Source organism: Mucilaginibacter sp. A5337 (assembly GCF_059690695.1).
On sequence record NZ_JCAWEC010000004.1, the window covers coordinates 202405 to 219015 of the forward strand.

Annotated in this window: 16 protein-coding genes; 4 read left to right on the top strand and 12 right to left on the bottom strand. The window is 42.4% G+C overall.

Annotated features, from left to right (window positions below; all coding sequences use genetic code 11):
- Positions 1 to 65 precede the first annotated feature (65 nt).
- The 4 genes from AC59JO_RS14725 (at position 66) to AC59JO_RS14740 (ending at position 3864) form a co-directional block, all read left to right on the top strand.
- Positions 66 to 1082, top strand: a complete 1017-nt coding sequence (locus tag AC59JO_RS14725) for a hypothetical protein (RefSeq protein WP_497306172.1) — start codon at positions 66 to 68, stop codon at positions 1080 to 1082.
- Between the two features lie 672 nt (positions 1083 to 1754).
- Entirely contained in the window at positions 1755 to 2561 is an 807-nt protein-coding gene (locus AC59JO_RS14730) for a shikimate dehydrogenase family protein (protein WP_413669947.1), read from the top strand.
- Entirely contained in the window at positions 2558 to 3136 is a 579-nt protein-coding gene (gene gldD, locus AC59JO_RS14735; RefSeq protein ID WP_497306174.1) for a gliding motility lipoprotein GldD, read from the top strand. Before AC59JO_RS14730 ends, gldD begins: the two co-directional genes overlap by 4 nt.
- Before the next feature lie 167 nt (positions 3137 to 3303).
- On the top strand, positions 3304 to 3864 hold the full coding sequence (locus tag AC59JO_RS14740) for a hypothetical protein (RefSeq protein ID WP_413669945.1): 561 nt from the start codon (positions 3304 to 3306) through the stop codon (positions 3862 to 3864).
- 159 nt (positions 3865 to 4023) lie between these two features.
- On the opposite strand, the gene AC59JO_RS14745 is transcribed toward AC59JO_RS14740, so the two are convergent.
- The 12 genes from AC59JO_RS14745 to AC59JO_RS14800 all read right to left on the bottom strand — a co-directional run bounded on the left by AC59JO_RS14745 (position 4024) and on the right by AC59JO_RS14800 (position 16200).
- Positions 4024 to 4572: a dihydrofolate reductase family protein gene (locus AC59JO_RS14745; RefSeq protein ID WP_497306176.1), complete on the bottom strand. Its 549-nt coding sequence runs from the start codon at positions 4570 to 4572 to the stop codon at positions 4024 to 4026.
- Positions 4573 to 4578: 6 nt separating this feature from the next.
- The gene (locus tag AC59JO_RS14750; RefSeq protein ID WP_497306178.1) at positions 4579 to 5967 is read right to left on the bottom strand and encodes a LutB/LldF family L-lactate oxidation iron-sulfur protein; all 1389 of its coding nucleotides are present in this window, start codon (positions 5965 to 5967) and stop codon (positions 4579 to 4581) included.
- A 348-nt stretch (positions 5968 to 6315) separates the two neighbouring features.
- Positions 6316 to 7884, bottom strand: coding sequence for a M28 family peptidase (locus AC59JO_RS14755; protein ID WP_497306180.1), 1569 nt, complete (start codon positions 7882 to 7884; stop codon positions 6316 to 6318).
- 109 nt (positions 7885 to 7993) lie between these two features.
- Positions 7994 to 8431: a ribose 5-phosphate isomerase B gene (gene rpiB, locus AC59JO_RS14760; protein ID WP_497306182.1), complete on the bottom strand. Its 438-nt coding sequence runs from the start codon at positions 8429 to 8431 to the stop codon at positions 7994 to 7996.
- 168 nt (positions 8432 to 8599) lie between these two features.
- Entirely contained in the window at positions 8600 to 9466 is an 867-nt protein-coding gene (gene tatC / locus AC59JO_RS14765) for a twin-arginine translocase subunit TatC (RefSeq protein ID WP_413669940.1), read from the bottom strand.
- A gap of 67 nt (positions 9467 to 9533) precedes the next feature.
- Positions 9534 to 10868, bottom strand: a complete 1335-nt coding sequence (gene accC / locus AC59JO_RS14770) for an acetyl-CoA carboxylase biotin carboxylase subunit (RefSeq protein ID WP_413669939.1) — start codon at positions 10866 to 10868, stop codon at positions 9534 to 9536.
- Positions 10869 to 10985: 117 nt separating this feature from the next.
- Positions 10986 to 11459 carry an acetyl-CoA carboxylase biotin carboxyl carrier protein gene (gene accB, locus AC59JO_RS14775; RefSeq protein WP_413669938.1) on the bottom strand — a complete coding sequence of 158 codons (474 nt, stop codon included), beginning with the start codon at positions 11457 to 11459 and terminating at the stop codon, positions 10986 to 10988.
- Between the two features lie 245 nt (positions 11460 to 11704).
- Complete coding sequence (locus AC59JO_RS14780; RefSeq protein WP_413669937.1) at positions 11705 to 12694, bottom strand: beta-ketoacyl-ACP synthase III; 990 nt, start codon at positions 12692 to 12694, stop codon at positions 11705 to 11707.
- A gap of 11 nt (positions 12695 to 12705) precedes the next feature.
- On the bottom strand, positions 12706 to 13644 hold the full coding sequence (gene plsX / locus AC59JO_RS14785) for a phosphate acyltransferase PlsX (RefSeq protein WP_413669936.1): 939 nt from the start codon (positions 13642 to 13644) through the stop codon (positions 12706 to 12708).
- Between the two features lie 16 nt (positions 13645 to 13660).
- The gene (rpmF, locus tag AC59JO_RS14790; RefSeq protein WP_090534782.1) at positions 13661 to 13852 is read right to left on the bottom strand and encodes a 50S ribosomal protein L32; all 192 of its coding nucleotides are present in this window, start codon (positions 13850 to 13852) and stop codon (positions 13661 to 13663) included.
- 15 nt (positions 13853 to 13867) lie between these two features.
- The gene (locus AC59JO_RS14795) at positions 13868 to 14389 is read right to left on the bottom strand and encodes a YceD family protein (RefSeq protein WP_413669935.1); all 522 of its coding nucleotides are present in this window, start codon (positions 14387 to 14389) and stop codon (positions 13868 to 13870) included.
- A gap of 161 nt (positions 14390 to 14550) precedes the next feature.
- A complete protein-coding gene (locus AC59JO_RS14800) occupies positions 14551 to 16200 on the bottom strand; it encodes a S8 family serine peptidase (protein ID WP_497306186.1) in 1650 nt (549 codons plus the stop codon).
- Positions 16201 to 16611: the final 411 nt, after the last annotated feature.

Below are 16611 nucleotides of genomic sequence, written 5' to 3' on the forward strand. Positions count from 1 at the left end.
GGCTTTTTTATTGTGGGAATGTTTTGATCAAAATCATATATTCAAAAAGTAATTGATAAACAGCTATGTCTTTACCTTACAACCAGGAGCTAAAAACTATTCTTGAACGCAGGTTTCATGAAAATTTGTTAGATGGATATTATGGAGGTGTTTTTAATCAGGATGGAGATAAGCTTTATGCACTAACCTGGGTAAAGCTTTCGTATGTTGACTATGAAATTTATGAGTGGCATCATGAACAGCTAAGCGGTTATTCATCAAGTCATCACGATTATGAAAAAACTAAAAAGATGGTTGATTTAAACTCGTGGCAAAGCAAAACCGTGAATGAATGCATTGATGAAGGTATCTACAAGTATTTTTCAATATCATTTATCGGGATATGCTTTGAAGGCGAATGGTTTATTGTGCCCAGTCTTGCCTTTTATGGAGATCAGTTGACCGAGCCTGAATTGAAAATGAATAAAGAGAGAGGTATTATTACAGGTAATATTTGGAAAGACACCCTATTTTATCCTGAAAAAGTGTATCAATTAGCAGGATATGAAAAAGCAGAGCTATTACCAACTTCTATTGAGTTTAAAGACCAACCATGGATGGTGTCAATAATTAAACAGCAAAAGAAGGAACGCGTAAACATGGCCTATGTCCGGTATATTAATGAAGAGTTTTTAGAACCCTTTTTTAGTAAATTAAAAATATCGGATCCTGAAAATTATCGGGAAGCTGCGCAGCTCAGGTATGGTTACTCAATGATTTTCCCTCAGCATAAAAAACACACATTATTTTGTGCTCATATCAAAAACAGACAAGATAAGTGGAGGTTACAATATTTTTTACTTGAGAACCAATCACGGAGGTTTTATAAATGGACTTTTTTTAACAATCCGGTAGAATGCGATTTTTCATTTGCTTACGGCGACCTGATCATTGACGACTTGAAGCAAATTTCCAGTTGGAACCAGGAAGGCTACCTTGATTCATCATGCACCATGGATAATGAAATTTTCTGGGATGAATTTGTTTTTAAGTTATCCACTGATAATGTCTATTTATATCTTAAGGAAGTAACAATTAATTAATCCCTTTATAAAAACAATGCCGGCTACCCGAAAGTAAGCCGGCAAAGCACAATTAAAATCTGGCACAACTCAGGTTTAGGTTGAAAGTCCGACTTCTCTTGCTATCCTAAAAAATAAAAGGTAGATGTTTCTTCAATAAAGTTTACCCGCGTTTATAAAAGCGATTTAAACATTTGTTGCAGTGGTAGCGTTTTACCTGAAGCCTGGGAAGCAAAAGCTTAACCAGCGCACCTCTTTTTATCCGGTCGCAAAATTTGTTTTTGCATCTCGGGCATATTGCGGCGGGTGCTTTGCCGATAGTTGGTATTGTATCAGTTGGATTGTTATGAATTCGGAGCTTATCCTCATTAAAAATCACTGTCATTTATCTTAGGGGGATTATATCTAACAAAGCTGCCCAAAAGCAACATAATAAAACTGCCATTTACCTTTACAAAACCGCCATTTACATTAAAAAATATCCCGCAATTTTTTATTAGTGTTGAAAATATCCCGTTTTGAAATAAATTTCGTTCTAAATAAAATTATCCGGAATGTTTCGCTGTATGCCCTTTTAAATCGGGTAATCAAAATTGCTTGTTTTGTTGTTAATATTACGTCATTAAAAGTTACATGGCCGGCTTAATGCTATAATTGATTACTTTAGCAGCTGGTATTGTTATAAAATTGACCATGAAACATTACGGACTAATCGGTTTTCCGCTTTCTCATTCATTCTCAAAAAAGTTTTTTACCGAAAAATTCGAAGCCGAAGGCATTACAGATTCGCGCTATGATCTTTACCCCATTGAACATATTAAGGACCTGCAGGACCTGCTCGATGAACATCCCGATATTTGCGGTCTCAACGTAACTATTCCGCATAAAATAAATGTATTACCTTTTTTAGATTGGATAGAGCATGATGCCCGTAAAGCCGGTGCCGTAAACTGTATCAGGGTAACTGCCGAAAGCCCTATTGAAGCCGCATTTTCGGGCGAAATTGGCATTAAAGACCATGATTTCAGGCTGGAAGGGTACAATACCGATATCTACGGATTTGAGGAATCATTAAAGCCTTTAATTGGTGATGGTAATGACGATGCCCTGGTTTTGGGCGATGGTGGTGCTGCAAAAGCCGTAAAATGTGTGCTGGAAAATTTAGGTATTGCTTATAAAGTTGTTACCCGCAAGCCCACACATCATGCAGATAATATATTGTTTAAGGACCTTCAGCCGCACCATATCATGCAACATAAACTTATCATCAATACAACGCCTTTAGGCACTCATCCCAATGTTGATGAATGCCCGCCTATACCCTATGATTTTATAGGTGAAGAGCATATTTTATATGATTTGATATACAATCCCGAAGAAACCCTGTTTTTAAAGCAAGGCCGGGAACGTGGCGCTATTACCAAAAATGGTTACGAAATGCTGGTTTTGCAGGCAGAAAAGTCATGGGAGATCTGGAATTCAAAAGAGAAACACCCATGAAGTATTTAACCCTATTGGTAGCGGCATTGCTATTCCTGGCGGCGTGTGGTGGCAATCATGATTATGCCCCTAAGCCGCGCGGATTTTATCGCATAGTATTCCCTAAAAAGGAATACCGGGATTATGTTACAGGTTGTCCTTACACTTTTACCTACCCTAAATATGCCTATATCGAACCGGATAGAAAGCGTGATGCCAAGCCCTGCTGGGTTAATATGCAATTTCCGCAGTTTAACGCTACGCTGCATTTAAGTTATCAGCCCATCACCTCCAAAAAGGAGTTTAATCAACTGGTTGAAGACGCGCGTACGTTTGCCTTTAAACATACCGTAAAAGCCACATCAATTGATGAGGGCATTATCCACTATGCCGATAAAAAGGTTTATGGCATTTATTATACCATAGACGGGAACGCTGCTTCATCAGCTCAGTTTTTCTTGACAGATAGCACACAAAATTATATCCGCGGGGCGCTATATTTTAACAGCGAACCCCGGCTTGATTCGATCCAGCCTGTGCTTAGCTTTATCAAACAGGACATGGCTGTAATGATCAAAAGCTTTAAATGGAAGTGAGTACGTGGGGCAAGGCTTTAAGAGTCAGGAAACAGGACATGAAGGTTTGTTTGATGTCATCAATCTTTTAAATTATTATGTCTATTTCGGGTTGTTGACAAAACAGGTGTTGGCATCTGTTGTTACTGATATACGCAGGATCGTTACCTGCAATTAATCAGTAAACAATGAAACTCATCAAACTCAATAAAATACGTACCGATATCCGGATGCATACCGAAAGCCTTGCCCACACCGGGTTCAGGAAAATATTTGAGGGTATAGATCAGCTTAAAATAAAAAATGGTGTTGATAAACTTGGCCTCGAAGGTTTCATTAACCAGTGCGCATGTCTTGCGGCAGGTTCGGGCGCTATGGCTGGTAGTGGCGGCATGTTTACATTGGTAGCTGGAATCCCATTTGATTTTATTAATCTCATAACCCAGCAGTTTAGAGCTACCATGGGGATCATGTATTATTACCGGGGCACCTATGATAACGGATTCGACGATTTCATGTCATTAGTAGCAACATCAGTAAGAGTGGAAGCCGGGGTAGCCATTACCAAAAGCATGATGGAAGGTATTGCCGAACGGATGTTGATGATATTAGGTACCCGAACTGCCGAACGTTTGGTGCCTGTGATTGGTGCAGTTATTGGCGGTACAGCAAATTACCTTTTTATTAAACGAATGGCCGAACAAGTGAAGCGGATGCAAAAGGACTATGTGGTAATTCAGGTGGGATAGACCTTTTCCCAGTAAAATTTGTCATTCCGAACGAGGAGAAATCTTATACATCTTGCAATTCGAGCTAAGTATGGCGTATAAGATTTCTCTGTCGCCCCATCTTCCAGTCCGTCCCCTTGCTCTATCGAAATGACACATTTTTTAAGAGCCTAAAGTCTGTTACATTCCCTCCAGCATCCCTAAATCAAATTTAGGTTTAATGGCATACCGGAGCTGTACCAGCCCGCTTGAAAATTGTTCGCTGCCTAATAATATAAGTTCAATCCTATCTTTGGAGCCGGTGAATAGTGGTTTACCGCTACCTAAAATAATGGGATGCACCGATAGGAGAAGTTCGGTAATAAAACCTTCATCAATAAACGCCGAAAGCAGGCTTGCTCCGCCAAACAGCCAAATATTGCTGCCCGGTTGATTCCTGATGGCTTCAACACTTGATTTAAAATCAGCGCTTTTGATAATCTTGGTGTTAGGATTTGGCGATGCCTGAAGGGTATCCGAAAAAACATACATTTTCAATGCGCCGAACATTTCCGGGTCAGTACCCATCAGCAAGTCGTAGCTTTTACGGCCAATGAAAATGGCATCGCTGCTGCCCAAAAACTCGGTCATGCCATAGTCCTGATCAGCGAGGCACCAGTCATATTCGCCGTTAGGGCCTTCAATGAAGCCATCGAGGCTCACTGCAAGGTTTAAAATTATTTTGCGCATGGATTGCTATTCTTCAGGTGTGTTATTCATCTCCTGCCATTGTTTGCTGAATGATTTATCAGCCACTTTAGGCATCTCGCGTAAATGCCCCCAGGTTCGTTTAAAGAAAGTTTTAAGGAGGAAGTTTTTCATGCCGCCGCCAAAAAAGTCGGTGAGCTTACGTTTAAGCATTCCCTTTTTCCAGATGGCCCAGCCCCAGCGTTCTTTGTTGGTAACCAGGTTTTCTTTCACCGCGTCGCGGCGGTTCAGAAGCAACATTTTGTGAATATCGATCTTAACCGGGCAAACTTCGGTGCATTTGCCGCACAGGCTTGATGCATAACTCAGGTGCTTGAAATCTTCCATTCCGCGTGTGTGCGGAGTGATAATAGAACCGATAGGGCCGCTGTAGGTAGTGGCATAAGTATGGCCGCCAATGTTTTTATAAATAGGGCAACCATTAAGGCAAGCCCCGCAACGGATGCAGTAAAGCCCCTGGCGCTGATCTTTTTTTGCCAGGAGATTTGTACGGCCATTATCCAAAAGCACCACGTACATTTCGTCGGGGCCGTCGGTTTCGTTTGACTGGCGCGGGCCGCTCAGTATGCTGTTATAAACAGTAAGATTTTGACCTGTGCCATGTGTCGAGAGCATCGGCCAAAACAAATCCAGATCAGTAATGGAAGGAATAATCTTTTCAATACCAACGATGGCGATGTGGATTTTAGGAAACGTGGTACAAAGGCGTGCGTTGCCCTCATTTTCGCTGATGGCAATGCTGCCGGTATCGGCCAGCAGGAAATTGGCGCCGGTGATACCTACATCGGCCTGTACATATTTTTCGCGAAGCAGCTCGCGTGCTTTCAGGGTAATTTGTTCGGGCGTAGCGTCAATGGGGGTACCAAACTTTTCGTGGAAAAGCTTCGCGATATCCTCTTTACTGAGGTGCATGGCAGGCGTAACAATATGGTAAGGCTTTTGACCTAATAGCTGCACTATATATTCGCCAAGATCTGTTTCCAGCGATTCGATTTGGTTGCTCTCCAAAAACTCATTCAAATGAATCTCTTCGGTAACCATCGATTTGGATTTGACCACGGTTTTGGCGTTGGCCTTTTTGATGATGTTAAGAATCTCGCGCTGGGCTTCTTCCACATCATTAGCCCAGATCACTTTACCGCCGCGTTTCTGAAAGTTGGCCTCAAACTCCGGAAGGAATTTGTCGAGGTTCTCCATCACTTTCCACTTAAGTACGTGGCCTTTTTTCTTGGCATTATCTAAGTTAATAACGCGCGACAGGCCACGCGAAACCGCTGTATTGTACCGGTCAATATTGAAATTGATAATACGGCGATGATCGGCATCAAATGCCTTCTCTTCCGATTTTACCAAAAACTCTTCAGCGGTTGCTCCCATATATGCGAAAGTAGGATTTTGTTTTTAAAGTTGGTGAATGGTTGATTAAGTTGATTAGGTGAGTGGTTGTTTTTGAACAGATAAGATATGAGAAGGTTTTAGAAGTTTTCTCGCTGCCGCGGGTTTAGCGCAGCGTAACCCGTGGTGTTAAATAGTTGAAGCTTTCAGCTTCAGTAGTTAAGCTTTCCACTTCTGTGGTTAAGTTGAAAACTTAACACATACATCCCACGGGTTACGCTACGCTAAACCTGCGGTAGTCAGGATTTATAAAACACAAAAAGGCGCACATTGTGCACCTTTTTGTGTTTTATTTTTAGTAGGGGAACCATTCTCCTAATCGAGCATTCACTATTTCCCTTCTCCAGCAACTGCATCCACTACGGGGCGTTTATCGCGATTGGCAAGTTCCCAGCCGGTATAAAATACCAGTTGAGCACGTTTGGCCAGTAATGGGAAGTTGATTTTGCTTACCTCGTCGCCTGGCTGGTGGTAATCGGCGTGCACACCGTTAAAGTAGAAGATAATTGGTACGCCGTGCTTTGCGAAATTGTAGTGATCGCTGCGATAGTAAAACCTGTTAGGATCATTTGGATCATCATACTTATAATCAAGTTTTAATTTGGTGTAAGTATTGTTGGCATTTTCACCAATTTCATGAAGCTCTTTGCTCAGCATAGCCGAACCGATTGGGTATACATAGTTTGCAGAATCGGGTTTGCCAATGTACTCTTCACCTACACGACCAATCATGTCAATATTTAAATCGGTAATGGTATTAGCCAATGGAAATACAGGATGATCTGAATAATACTCAGAGCCTAACAAACCTTTTTCTTCGCCAACGTTACCTAAAAACAGGATACTGCGACGCGGGCCATGACCGTCTTTTTTAGCTTTAGAAAAAGCGCGGGCAATTTCAAGAATGCCGGTAGTCCCCGAGCCATCATCATCGGCGCCATTGTTTACTTTATCCTTAGCTTTTTCATCTGGGTTTAAACCGATGTGGTCATAGTGTGCCGAAAATACCAGTACTTCATCTTTTAAATCAGTACCGGGCATGTAGCCTAATACGTCAACTGCTTTTACATCACTTTTTGTAGTAGCGTAGTTGATAACCACATTGTTTTTAATAGCTGTTGCCGGGGTAACCGCTGCTGCCGAAGCTGACTTAAGATCGGCATAGGTTTTTCCTGTTGGCTTTACCAGTGCATCGGCCAATGTTGCAGTGATGTTAAATACAGGTGCATTGGTATTTGCCGGTTTTGCTGCGTCATCCTTAATAGTTAACCGCGGACTGGTTACACTTTTGCCAAAACGGGCCAGTGCGTCTGCAATACCCGGGTTAGCAGCCAATATAATTGCCGGATTTTTGCTTTGCAGGTTTTTTACAACTTTCATGCGCGCATTGCTCATGCGGTAGCTGGTATTTGGAGTTGTACCTGCTTCGGGTTTGTCTTCGTTGATCCAAAGTACAATTTTACCGGTTAAATCGGCGTTGCCAATTTCGGCATCGGTACCGTAGCCAACAAAAACGATATCATTTACAGATGTGCTTTTATCCGGAAATGAACCACCTAAATAAAAATCGGTACCATACTCAAATGATTTGCCGTTAACGGTGAAAGCCGTTACTTTCAAAGCATTTTCGGTAAGGGGTACGTCAAAAAAGTATGAACCGTTAACAGGAGCCTGAAGCCCCAATTTTTTAAACTCGCCGGCTATATAGTTAGCGGCTTTTTCGGCACCTGGTTTACCGGTTTCGCGGCCTTCAAAGGCATCCGAAGCCAGGATGCTCAGGTGCTTTTTCGCGTCTTCAGCAGTAATCAGCCCGGCATATTTCATTGCCGTAGCGTTTTGCTGGGCACAAGCCGTAGTTGCCGAGGCCAGCGCGATAAGCAATAATGGTAATTTATTCATTCTTTTAGTTAATAGTTCGATGTTAGTTAATGGATCATAGTTAATAGATCATAGCCATCAGCCGGAACAAATCCGACTAATCTCTGATCTCTAACCTCCAATCTCCGGCTTAAACACAGGCTATCTTCTCAACACGATTAGCATGCCTGCCGCCTTCAAATTCAGTAGTTAAAAATGTAGTTACAATTGCCTTCGCTTCTTCGGGGGTGACAAAGCGGGCAGGTACGCAAACAATGTTGGCGTTGTTGTGGCTGCGGGCCAGTACCGCAATTTCTTCTTTCCAGCAAATAGCTGCACGAATGTTTTGGTGTTTGTTGGCTGTTATGGCCACACCATTGGCTGCACCGCAGATCAGGATTCCGAGGTCGCATTCGCCGCTTTCAACGGCGCCGGCAACCGGATGCGCAAAATCAGGATAATCAACCGATTCGGATGAATAAGTGCCGAAGTCTTTTATTTCGACTGATGATAAAGCCTCTGTTAAAATTTGTTTGTATTCATACCCGGCGTGATCCGAACCGATAGCGATTTTTAGTCCCTGCTTCATTTAACAAAAGTATAACGTTTTACTACTTTCTAAAGGTAAATAATTTGTTATAAACCAGCCAGTGTGTATTTACCAAAAAAGGGGATTAATCCAATTGAAAATATGAAAATCTCACTTTTTTTGCTTTACCGTACAATAAAGCAAGTTGTCAAAAGGCGAAAACGACAATTATGCTTTATCCAATTCCTGTTCCTTTTTGATCCTGCGTTTTTCAACAAGGCCTGCTACAACTATACTAACCTCATATAGCACAAACAACGGGATACTAACAACCGTCATGGTAAGCATATCGGGCGTAGGGGTAACTACAGCCGCTATGATCAGGATTACCACAATTGCATAGCGGCGGGTTTCCTTCATAAACTTAGGTGTCATAACGCCCAGGTTCGCCAGTATATAAACCAGTATAGGCAGTTGAAAAACCACACCGGTAGCAAGGGTAAGGGTAGCTACAGATGAAATATAAGAGTCAATATCAAATAAGTTTTCAATAGCGGCACTAACGGTATAGCTTGAAAGGAAATTGATTGACATAGGCGTAATCACGAAGTAACCGAACGTGATACCTAAAAAGAAAAGCACACAGGCATAAAATACAAAGCCGGTAGCAGCTTTGCGTTCGGCATCATGCAGGGCGGGCTTAATAAAACGCCAGATCTCCCATATCAGGTAAGGAACGCCGAGTGTAATGCCAATAATCAGCGCAGAGTTGATTTGGAGGGTAAACTGCCCCGCCATTTCGGTGTTAATTAATTTGATATTTACTTTATCAATGCAAAAACCGTCGCGGTGTAAAGCTGCGCCAATTTTGCAAAGCATACGATAGGTCCAGAAGGTTGACTTGCTGGGGCCCATGATAATGGTATCAAAGATCCAGTCGTAGTAATAAAAAACAACAGCGGTAAATACTACAATGGCTACTGAGGCTCTTACGAGGTGCCATCTTAGGGCCTCGAGGTGATCAAAGAAGGACATTTCTGCCTCTAACGTTTTTCCTTTATCCTTTATGGCCTTGATGATCTTGTTCTCGCTCATTGTAATATATACCGCTGTATAAACGCTATCTTGCTAAGTACGTAGTGTTTTATGAAGATAGTTTGAATTATATCTCAAATGTATCCATAAACTTGGTGGTAAAGTTACCAGCGCGGAAGTTTGGATCCTTCAATAATTTTAAGTGGAATGGAATGGTTGTTTTAACGCCTTCTATCACAAATTCGCTCAATGCACGTTCCATAGTACTTAAAGCTTCATCGCGGGTTTGGGCCACGCAAATAACTTTAGCAATCATCGAATCGTAGTTTGGCGGAATTACATAACCTGTATATACGTGCGTATCGATACGTACGCCATGGCCACCTGGTGAGTGGAAGTTGGTTATCTTACCTGGTGACGGACGGAAACCGTTAAACGGATCTTCGGCGTTGATACGGCACTCAATGGCGTGCATTGTTGGCTCGTAGTTTTTACCTGAGATAGGGATGCCTGCAGCAACTTTAATTTGCTCTTTGATCAGGTCAAAGTTGATCACCTCTTCAGTAACCGGGTGCTCAACCTGGATCCTGGTGTTCATCTCCATAAAGTAGAAGTTACGGTCTTTGTCAACCAAAAACTCTACTGTACCCGCACCTTCATATGAAACGGCTTTAGCACCTTTAATAGCTGCTTCACCCATTTTTTTACGCAGTTTTTCGGTCATGAAAGGAGAAGGTGACTCTTCAACCAGTTTCTGGTGACGGCGCTGAATAGAGCAGTCGCGCTCAGAAAGGTGACATACTTTACCAAACTGATCGCCTACAACCTGAATTTCGATGTGACGAGGATCCTGAACATATTTTTCAAGGTATAAGCCATCGTTACCGAAAGCTGCACCTGACTCGGCACGGGCCGAATCCCAGGCGTTCTCAAACTCTTCGTCTTTCCAAACAATACGCATACCACGGCCACCGCCGCCGGCGGTAGCTTTCAATATAACAGGGTAGCCAATTTTGTTGGCGATAGCGATACCTGATTTAACATCGGTAAGCAAACCGTCAGAACCTGGCACAATAGGCACGCCCGCTTTTTTCATGGTATCCTTAGCCGAAGCTTTATCACCCATCTGGTTGATCTGTTCGGCAGTTGCACCGATAAATTTGATACCATACTCAGCACAAATAGCCGAGAACTTAGCATTTTCAGACAGGAAGCCATAGCCGGGATGGATCGCATCGGCGTTGGTTAACTCGGCAGCTGAAATGATGTTGGGGATATTTAAATATGAATCGCGGCTTGGTGGCGGACCGATACAAACAGCTTCGTCGGCAAAACGAACGTGAAGGCTGTCGCGATCGGCAGTTGAATATACAGCAACCGTTTTAATACCCATTTCCTTACAGGTACGGATAATACGAAGGGCGATTTCGCCGCGGTTAGCTATTAATATTTTTTTAAACATGATTATAATTTGAAAATTTGAAAATGTGTCAATTTGAAAATGGTATCTTCAAAAATGATTGATTGATTTGAAGACCTGACCATTTTCAAATCTTCAAATCAAGCAATTTTCAAATTATTAAACTGGTTCTACTAAAAACAGTGGTTGATCGTACTCTACAGGTGAGGCATTATCAACAAGGATTTTTACTACACGGCCCGAAACTTCAGATTCAATTTCATTGAACAATTTCATAGCCTCGATGATACATACCACAGTACCTGGTTTTATCTCGTCGCCAACGTTAACAAACATAGGTTTATCCGGGCTTGAAGAGCGGTAAAAAGTACCGATCATAGGCGATTTAACGGTAATGTATTTCGATGTATCAGGAGCGGCCGGTGCAGCAGGTTCAACTGGGGCAGGAGCGGGTGCAGTTGGCAATGCATGGGTAACTGGCTGTGTAACAGCCGGGATTGTAGCATGGACCACTGTAGGCTGTACCTCGTTGGTTTTTATTGTGATCTTAAAATCTTTTTGCTCGATTGATACTTCGTTCACGCCCGATTTGGAAACAAAGCGAATAAGGTCCTGAATTTGTTTAATATCCATGTTGAAGGATTAATTGGTTTTGGACAAAGTTTATATCTAAGTTATACTCAAATGTGCAGATATGCAAATACGCAGATATGCAGATTATTATGTTGATTAATTAGTGAACGGATTACTATAAATAGCCTGTCATTTACATTGTTCATAAGCAGATAACAGGCGCTTTTTACGGATGTTTTAATTTTTTGATATACCAAATGTGCTTTTTATAAAATTTGCACATCCGCACATCTGAAATCTGCACATCAATAAGCCCATTTTAAATATACCGAGCCCCAGGTAAAGCCACCGCCAAAAGCTGCTAAAATAAGGTTATCACCTTTTTTAAATTTGCTTTCCCATTCCCATAAACATAAGGGGATGGTGCCGTTGGTGGTATTGCCGTAACGCTCGATATTGATGATTACCTTTTCGGGGCTGATACCGGTGCGGTTTGCTGTGGCATCGATAATGCGCTTGTTGGCCTGGTGTGGTACCAACCAGGCAATATCATCGCCCTTAAGGTTATTGCGCTCCATAACTTCATGGGCAACATCAGCCATGTTGGTTACCGCAAATTTAAACACTGCCTGCCCTTCCTGGTAAGCATAATGTTCTTTGGCATCAACAGTTTCGTGGCTTGCCGGTTTCAATGAACCGCCGGCTTTAAGGTTTAAATACTGCGCACCTGCACCGTCACTTTTCAAGATCGAATCGATAACACCGTTACCTTCTTCATTTGGTTCAAGCAACACGGCACCGCAGCCATCGCCAAAAATGATACAGGTAGCACGGTCTTCGTAATTAACAATAGCCGACATTTTATCGCCGCCTACTACCAATACTTTTTTGTGTTTACCGCTTTCAATAAATTGGGCGCCTGATGTTAAGCCGTACAGGAAACCTGAACAGGCTGCCTGTAAATCAAATCCCCATGCATTTTTAGCGCCAATTTTGGCGCCTAAAATGTTGGCCGCAGCCGGGAAGATCATATCGGGGGTGGTAGTGCAAAAGATGATAAGGTCGATCTCATCGGCACTGATACCGCGTTTTTTTAGTAACCCGGTAACGGCATGAACCGCCATATCAGATGTAGCAAGGCCTTCGCCTTTTAATATTCGTCGCTCTTTGATACCTGTACGGCTGGTTATCCACTCGTCATTTGTATCAACCATTGTTTCCAGCTCCTGGTTGGTTAATACATAGTCGGGGACGTAACCATGTACAGCGGTAATAGCGGCATGAACTTTACTCATCTTTTATAAAATTACTGGAATGCTTGTTTTATTTTATCAACGAGGTTACTCTCTACCATGTTCCGTGATAAAAGGACCATGTTTTTTATTGCCTCGGGGCTCGAGATGCCGTGACCAACAACAACGGGGGCATTTACACCCAAAATCGGGCTACCTCCGTATTGTTCATAATTAAACCTGTCAAAAAACTCGTCCTTCAGCTGTTTCTTCCTTGTTATAACGTAAAACGATTCGGCCAGCTTTAATATTATATTGCCGGTAAAACCGTCGCATACGTACACGTCGGCGCTTTCGCTGAAAAGGTCGCGTCCTTCAACATTGCCAACAAAGTTAAACAACGTTGTTGCTTTCATTAATGGGTAGGTAGCCTGGCTAAGGATGTTACCTTTTTCCTCTTCTTCGCCAATGTTCATAAGGGCAACCCGTGGGTTGTTGATATCATAAACTGTCTGGGCAAATAAGCTGCCGAGCACACCGAACTGAACAAGCACATCGGGTTTGCAATCGGCATTGGCACCTACATCCAACAAAATACCCAAACCTCCTTTAAGTTTGGGTACAATAGTAGTCATAGCCGGGCGTACAACACCCGGAATAGTTTTTACGCTGAACATGGCGCCAACAAGCATAGCGCCGGTATTGCCAGCCGATGAGAAAGCCTGAATTTCGCCAGCTTTAAGCAGTTGAAAACCAACTGATATGCTCGAATCAGGTTTCTGAACAATAGCTTTGGTAGGGTGCTCGCCCATGCCAATAACCTCGGTTGTATGTACAAACTCGAAGTTATCAGGGCTTACACCATTTTCCTGAAGAATACTTACTGTAACTTCCTTATCGCCAATAAGTACCAGTTTCTGGTCGGCAGATAAAGTTTTATAAGCTTCGATAGCTCCTAAAACAGCTGCTTTGGGAGCGTAATCACCGCCCATAATATCTAAGCCAATCTTCATTTTCAGAAAATTAAACTTATGCTACTGCTGCTTTCTCAATAAGAACTTTACCGTTGTAGTAAACGTTACCATCAACAGTATATGCACGGTGCGGCAAATGCACAGCGCCTGTAGTTTGGCAGGTAGTTAAAGTTGGAGCTTCCGCTTTGTAATGGGTTCTGCGTTTATCTCTCCTTGATTTTGAAAATTTCCGCTTTGGATGTGGCATAATATCCTAAATTAATTATTTATTCATGTTTTTGAGCGCATCCCACCGTGGGTCTGTTTGCTCACTTTGTTCACCATTTGCCGATAAACTGTTTAGTTTATCAAGCATTTCTTTATCGCAGGTTGAGGTATTACCCTCGCCGCAAATTGATATAAACGGCACTGCAACATTAATGTATTCGTATATCAACCCGGCAACATCGATCTCATGATCATTTTTGCCAAGTGTTATAATTTCTTCATCCTCATCAACCGGCTCATCGCTAAATTTAGCTATCTGCTGCTCGGTAATGTCAACTTGTATTGGCAATACCTGCAGGCACCTGTCGCAGGTGGTTTCAATTGTACCATCTATCTTAAAATTAAGGATGAGCATAGTTTCCTGCTTATCCAGTTCAATTTCACAGTGCAGGGTTGCTTTTTTAACGAGTGAATATTCAAACTCGTCAAAAAAATCATCCTGTATGTCATACTCAAACAGGTGTTTCCCCAGTTTAAGCCCCGTAAAGGGAATCGAATATTTCTTAAGCGATTTCAATGAGCAACAATTAGCCCGCAAATGTAGGGAAAAATACCATAACTGGAAAGTGTTTTTTTATTTTGCCCTTTTGGAAAGGTGAAAGGCAAAGGGCGAAAGGTAAAAGGTTGTATAACAGTGATTTTTGGATAAAATAAAAATCACTGTTATGTTGCTAAAAATCAGTTTGCTAAGCTTTCGCCCTTCATTTTTGAAGCCAGTTGCAAAGCTTTGTATGCATTTACTATACCGCCTGTTTTTGAAAGTGTTGTAAAATCAACCTTTTCGGTTTTGCTGCCCGGTTTTAATACCATGGTGCCCGTAAGTGGTGTAGCCGAACCTAAAATGGCTTCTTTTACCTGTTTAGCGCTCAGGGTTGGATAATATTCTAAGATCAGAGCGGCTATGCCTGCCGTTATCGGCGATGAAAAGCTGGTGCCGTCTTCGGTGTCAACTTCGGCATCCGTAGTGATAGAAGTTACTTTAACCCCCGGTGCAAAAATATCCACACTTTTTTTACCATAATTTGAAAAATCGCCGGCAAGGTTTTGCCCCAGTTTAGGGCCGGAAGCACCTACGCTGATCACATTGTCTGCATCGGTTGATGAGCCATCTAAAAAAGTATCATTCGGAAATTCGGGTTGGGTATCCATATCCTGGTTGTCATTACCGGCAGCCATCACCAATAAAACATTTTTTGATGCAGCATATTTAAAGGCCGCGTCAACCCACTCCTTGTGCGGCGAGATCTTTTTGCCGAAGCTCATATTAACCACCCTGGCGCCATTATCAACCGCGTAACGAATTGCGTTGGCTACATCTTTATCATATTCATCGCCATTAGGTACGGCTTTAATGATCATTAGCTTAACATTATCGGCCACGCCTTTAATGCCATAGTTGTTATTACGCACAGCACCGATCAGCCCGGCTACCCCTGTTCCGTGCGCGGCATCCGCAAATTTTACAAGATTATTGCCATAAGGTTTGCCATCCATCGTATCCGGATCATCACCTACAATTCGTTTACGCGAAGTAAGATCAGGTGAGATATCATTGTTAAGTTTTGCCAGGTATTCGCTCAAATCTTTAATGATCTTGGCGTTGGTAGAACCCGCGCCTTCCTGTGAAAATACCGACTCCCAAACATATTTACTTTGACTTAAGGTATCGTTAGTGGCCTTAACTTTAATAAGATCGGCTTGAGTAAACGTGCCGTTGGCAGGTAGGTTGAGACCGCGTTTTATATATCCGCTGGTAACCATCAGCGCATTCATGACCGGCGAAAGCTGGCCAATTTCGGTATTAGCTTTGTTTACTGTTGAATCATAAACTGTTTTTACGCGCAGCCAGTAAGCGTATTCTTTTTTATCAGTCGCTGTAGAATCGGTGGCTGAAGCATACTTGCCTTTTAGTTTGTTATATTCACGCACTTCCTCTGTGGTTTCGGTAAAGTCGGCCTTACCGCCGGGGCCGCCTAAAAAGTTCCAGCCATGGATATCATCAATATAACCGTTATGGTCATCATCAATGCCGTTCCCGGGAATTTCTTTTTTATTTACCCACAACACTGTTTTCAGGTCCGTTTGCGAGGTATCGGCACCGCTGTCAATAGTAGCAACTACAACCGGCTTACTTTTTTTGCCTTGCACAAACATGTAAGCCTGCTTTAAGCTGATACCGTAAAAGCCGCTCTCTTTTAAATCGAGCAGGTGCCAGGCTTTTGGCGGGGCGGGGTCGGCAACCGGCGCCTGCTGTGCCGATGCCGGTAAATTAACTAATAGTGCTGCTGATAAAGTGGTTGCGCCTACGTACTTGCAAAATTTGAACATGAACAGTGTATAATATGATATATAGAATTCTTTAGAAGCTTGTTATAAAAGCGTCATTGCGAGGTACGAAGCAATCCCCAATTCACAAAGCAGATGTGCATATTTTGAGATTACTTTTTGTACCTTATATGTTTGATTCCTTTTTAACTATTTGATTAAATCTTTTTTTAACGGCTTCTTAAGATATAAGTTTCCTTTATTTTATGTATTTTCTCTTGTCGGGAGCTATTATGATTGACCCAACTATTTGGGCGTTGCCTCCGGCCGGGCTATTCGCTCATACGCCTGCAGGCCTTAAGCTCGTGGCCGGTATCCGCTACTATCCCTAACGCATTGTCTAAACCTGGATTTGGGCGGATTACGGGGAGGACAGGATTTTTTCTTGTACTACTTATAAAATGGGACTAGCAA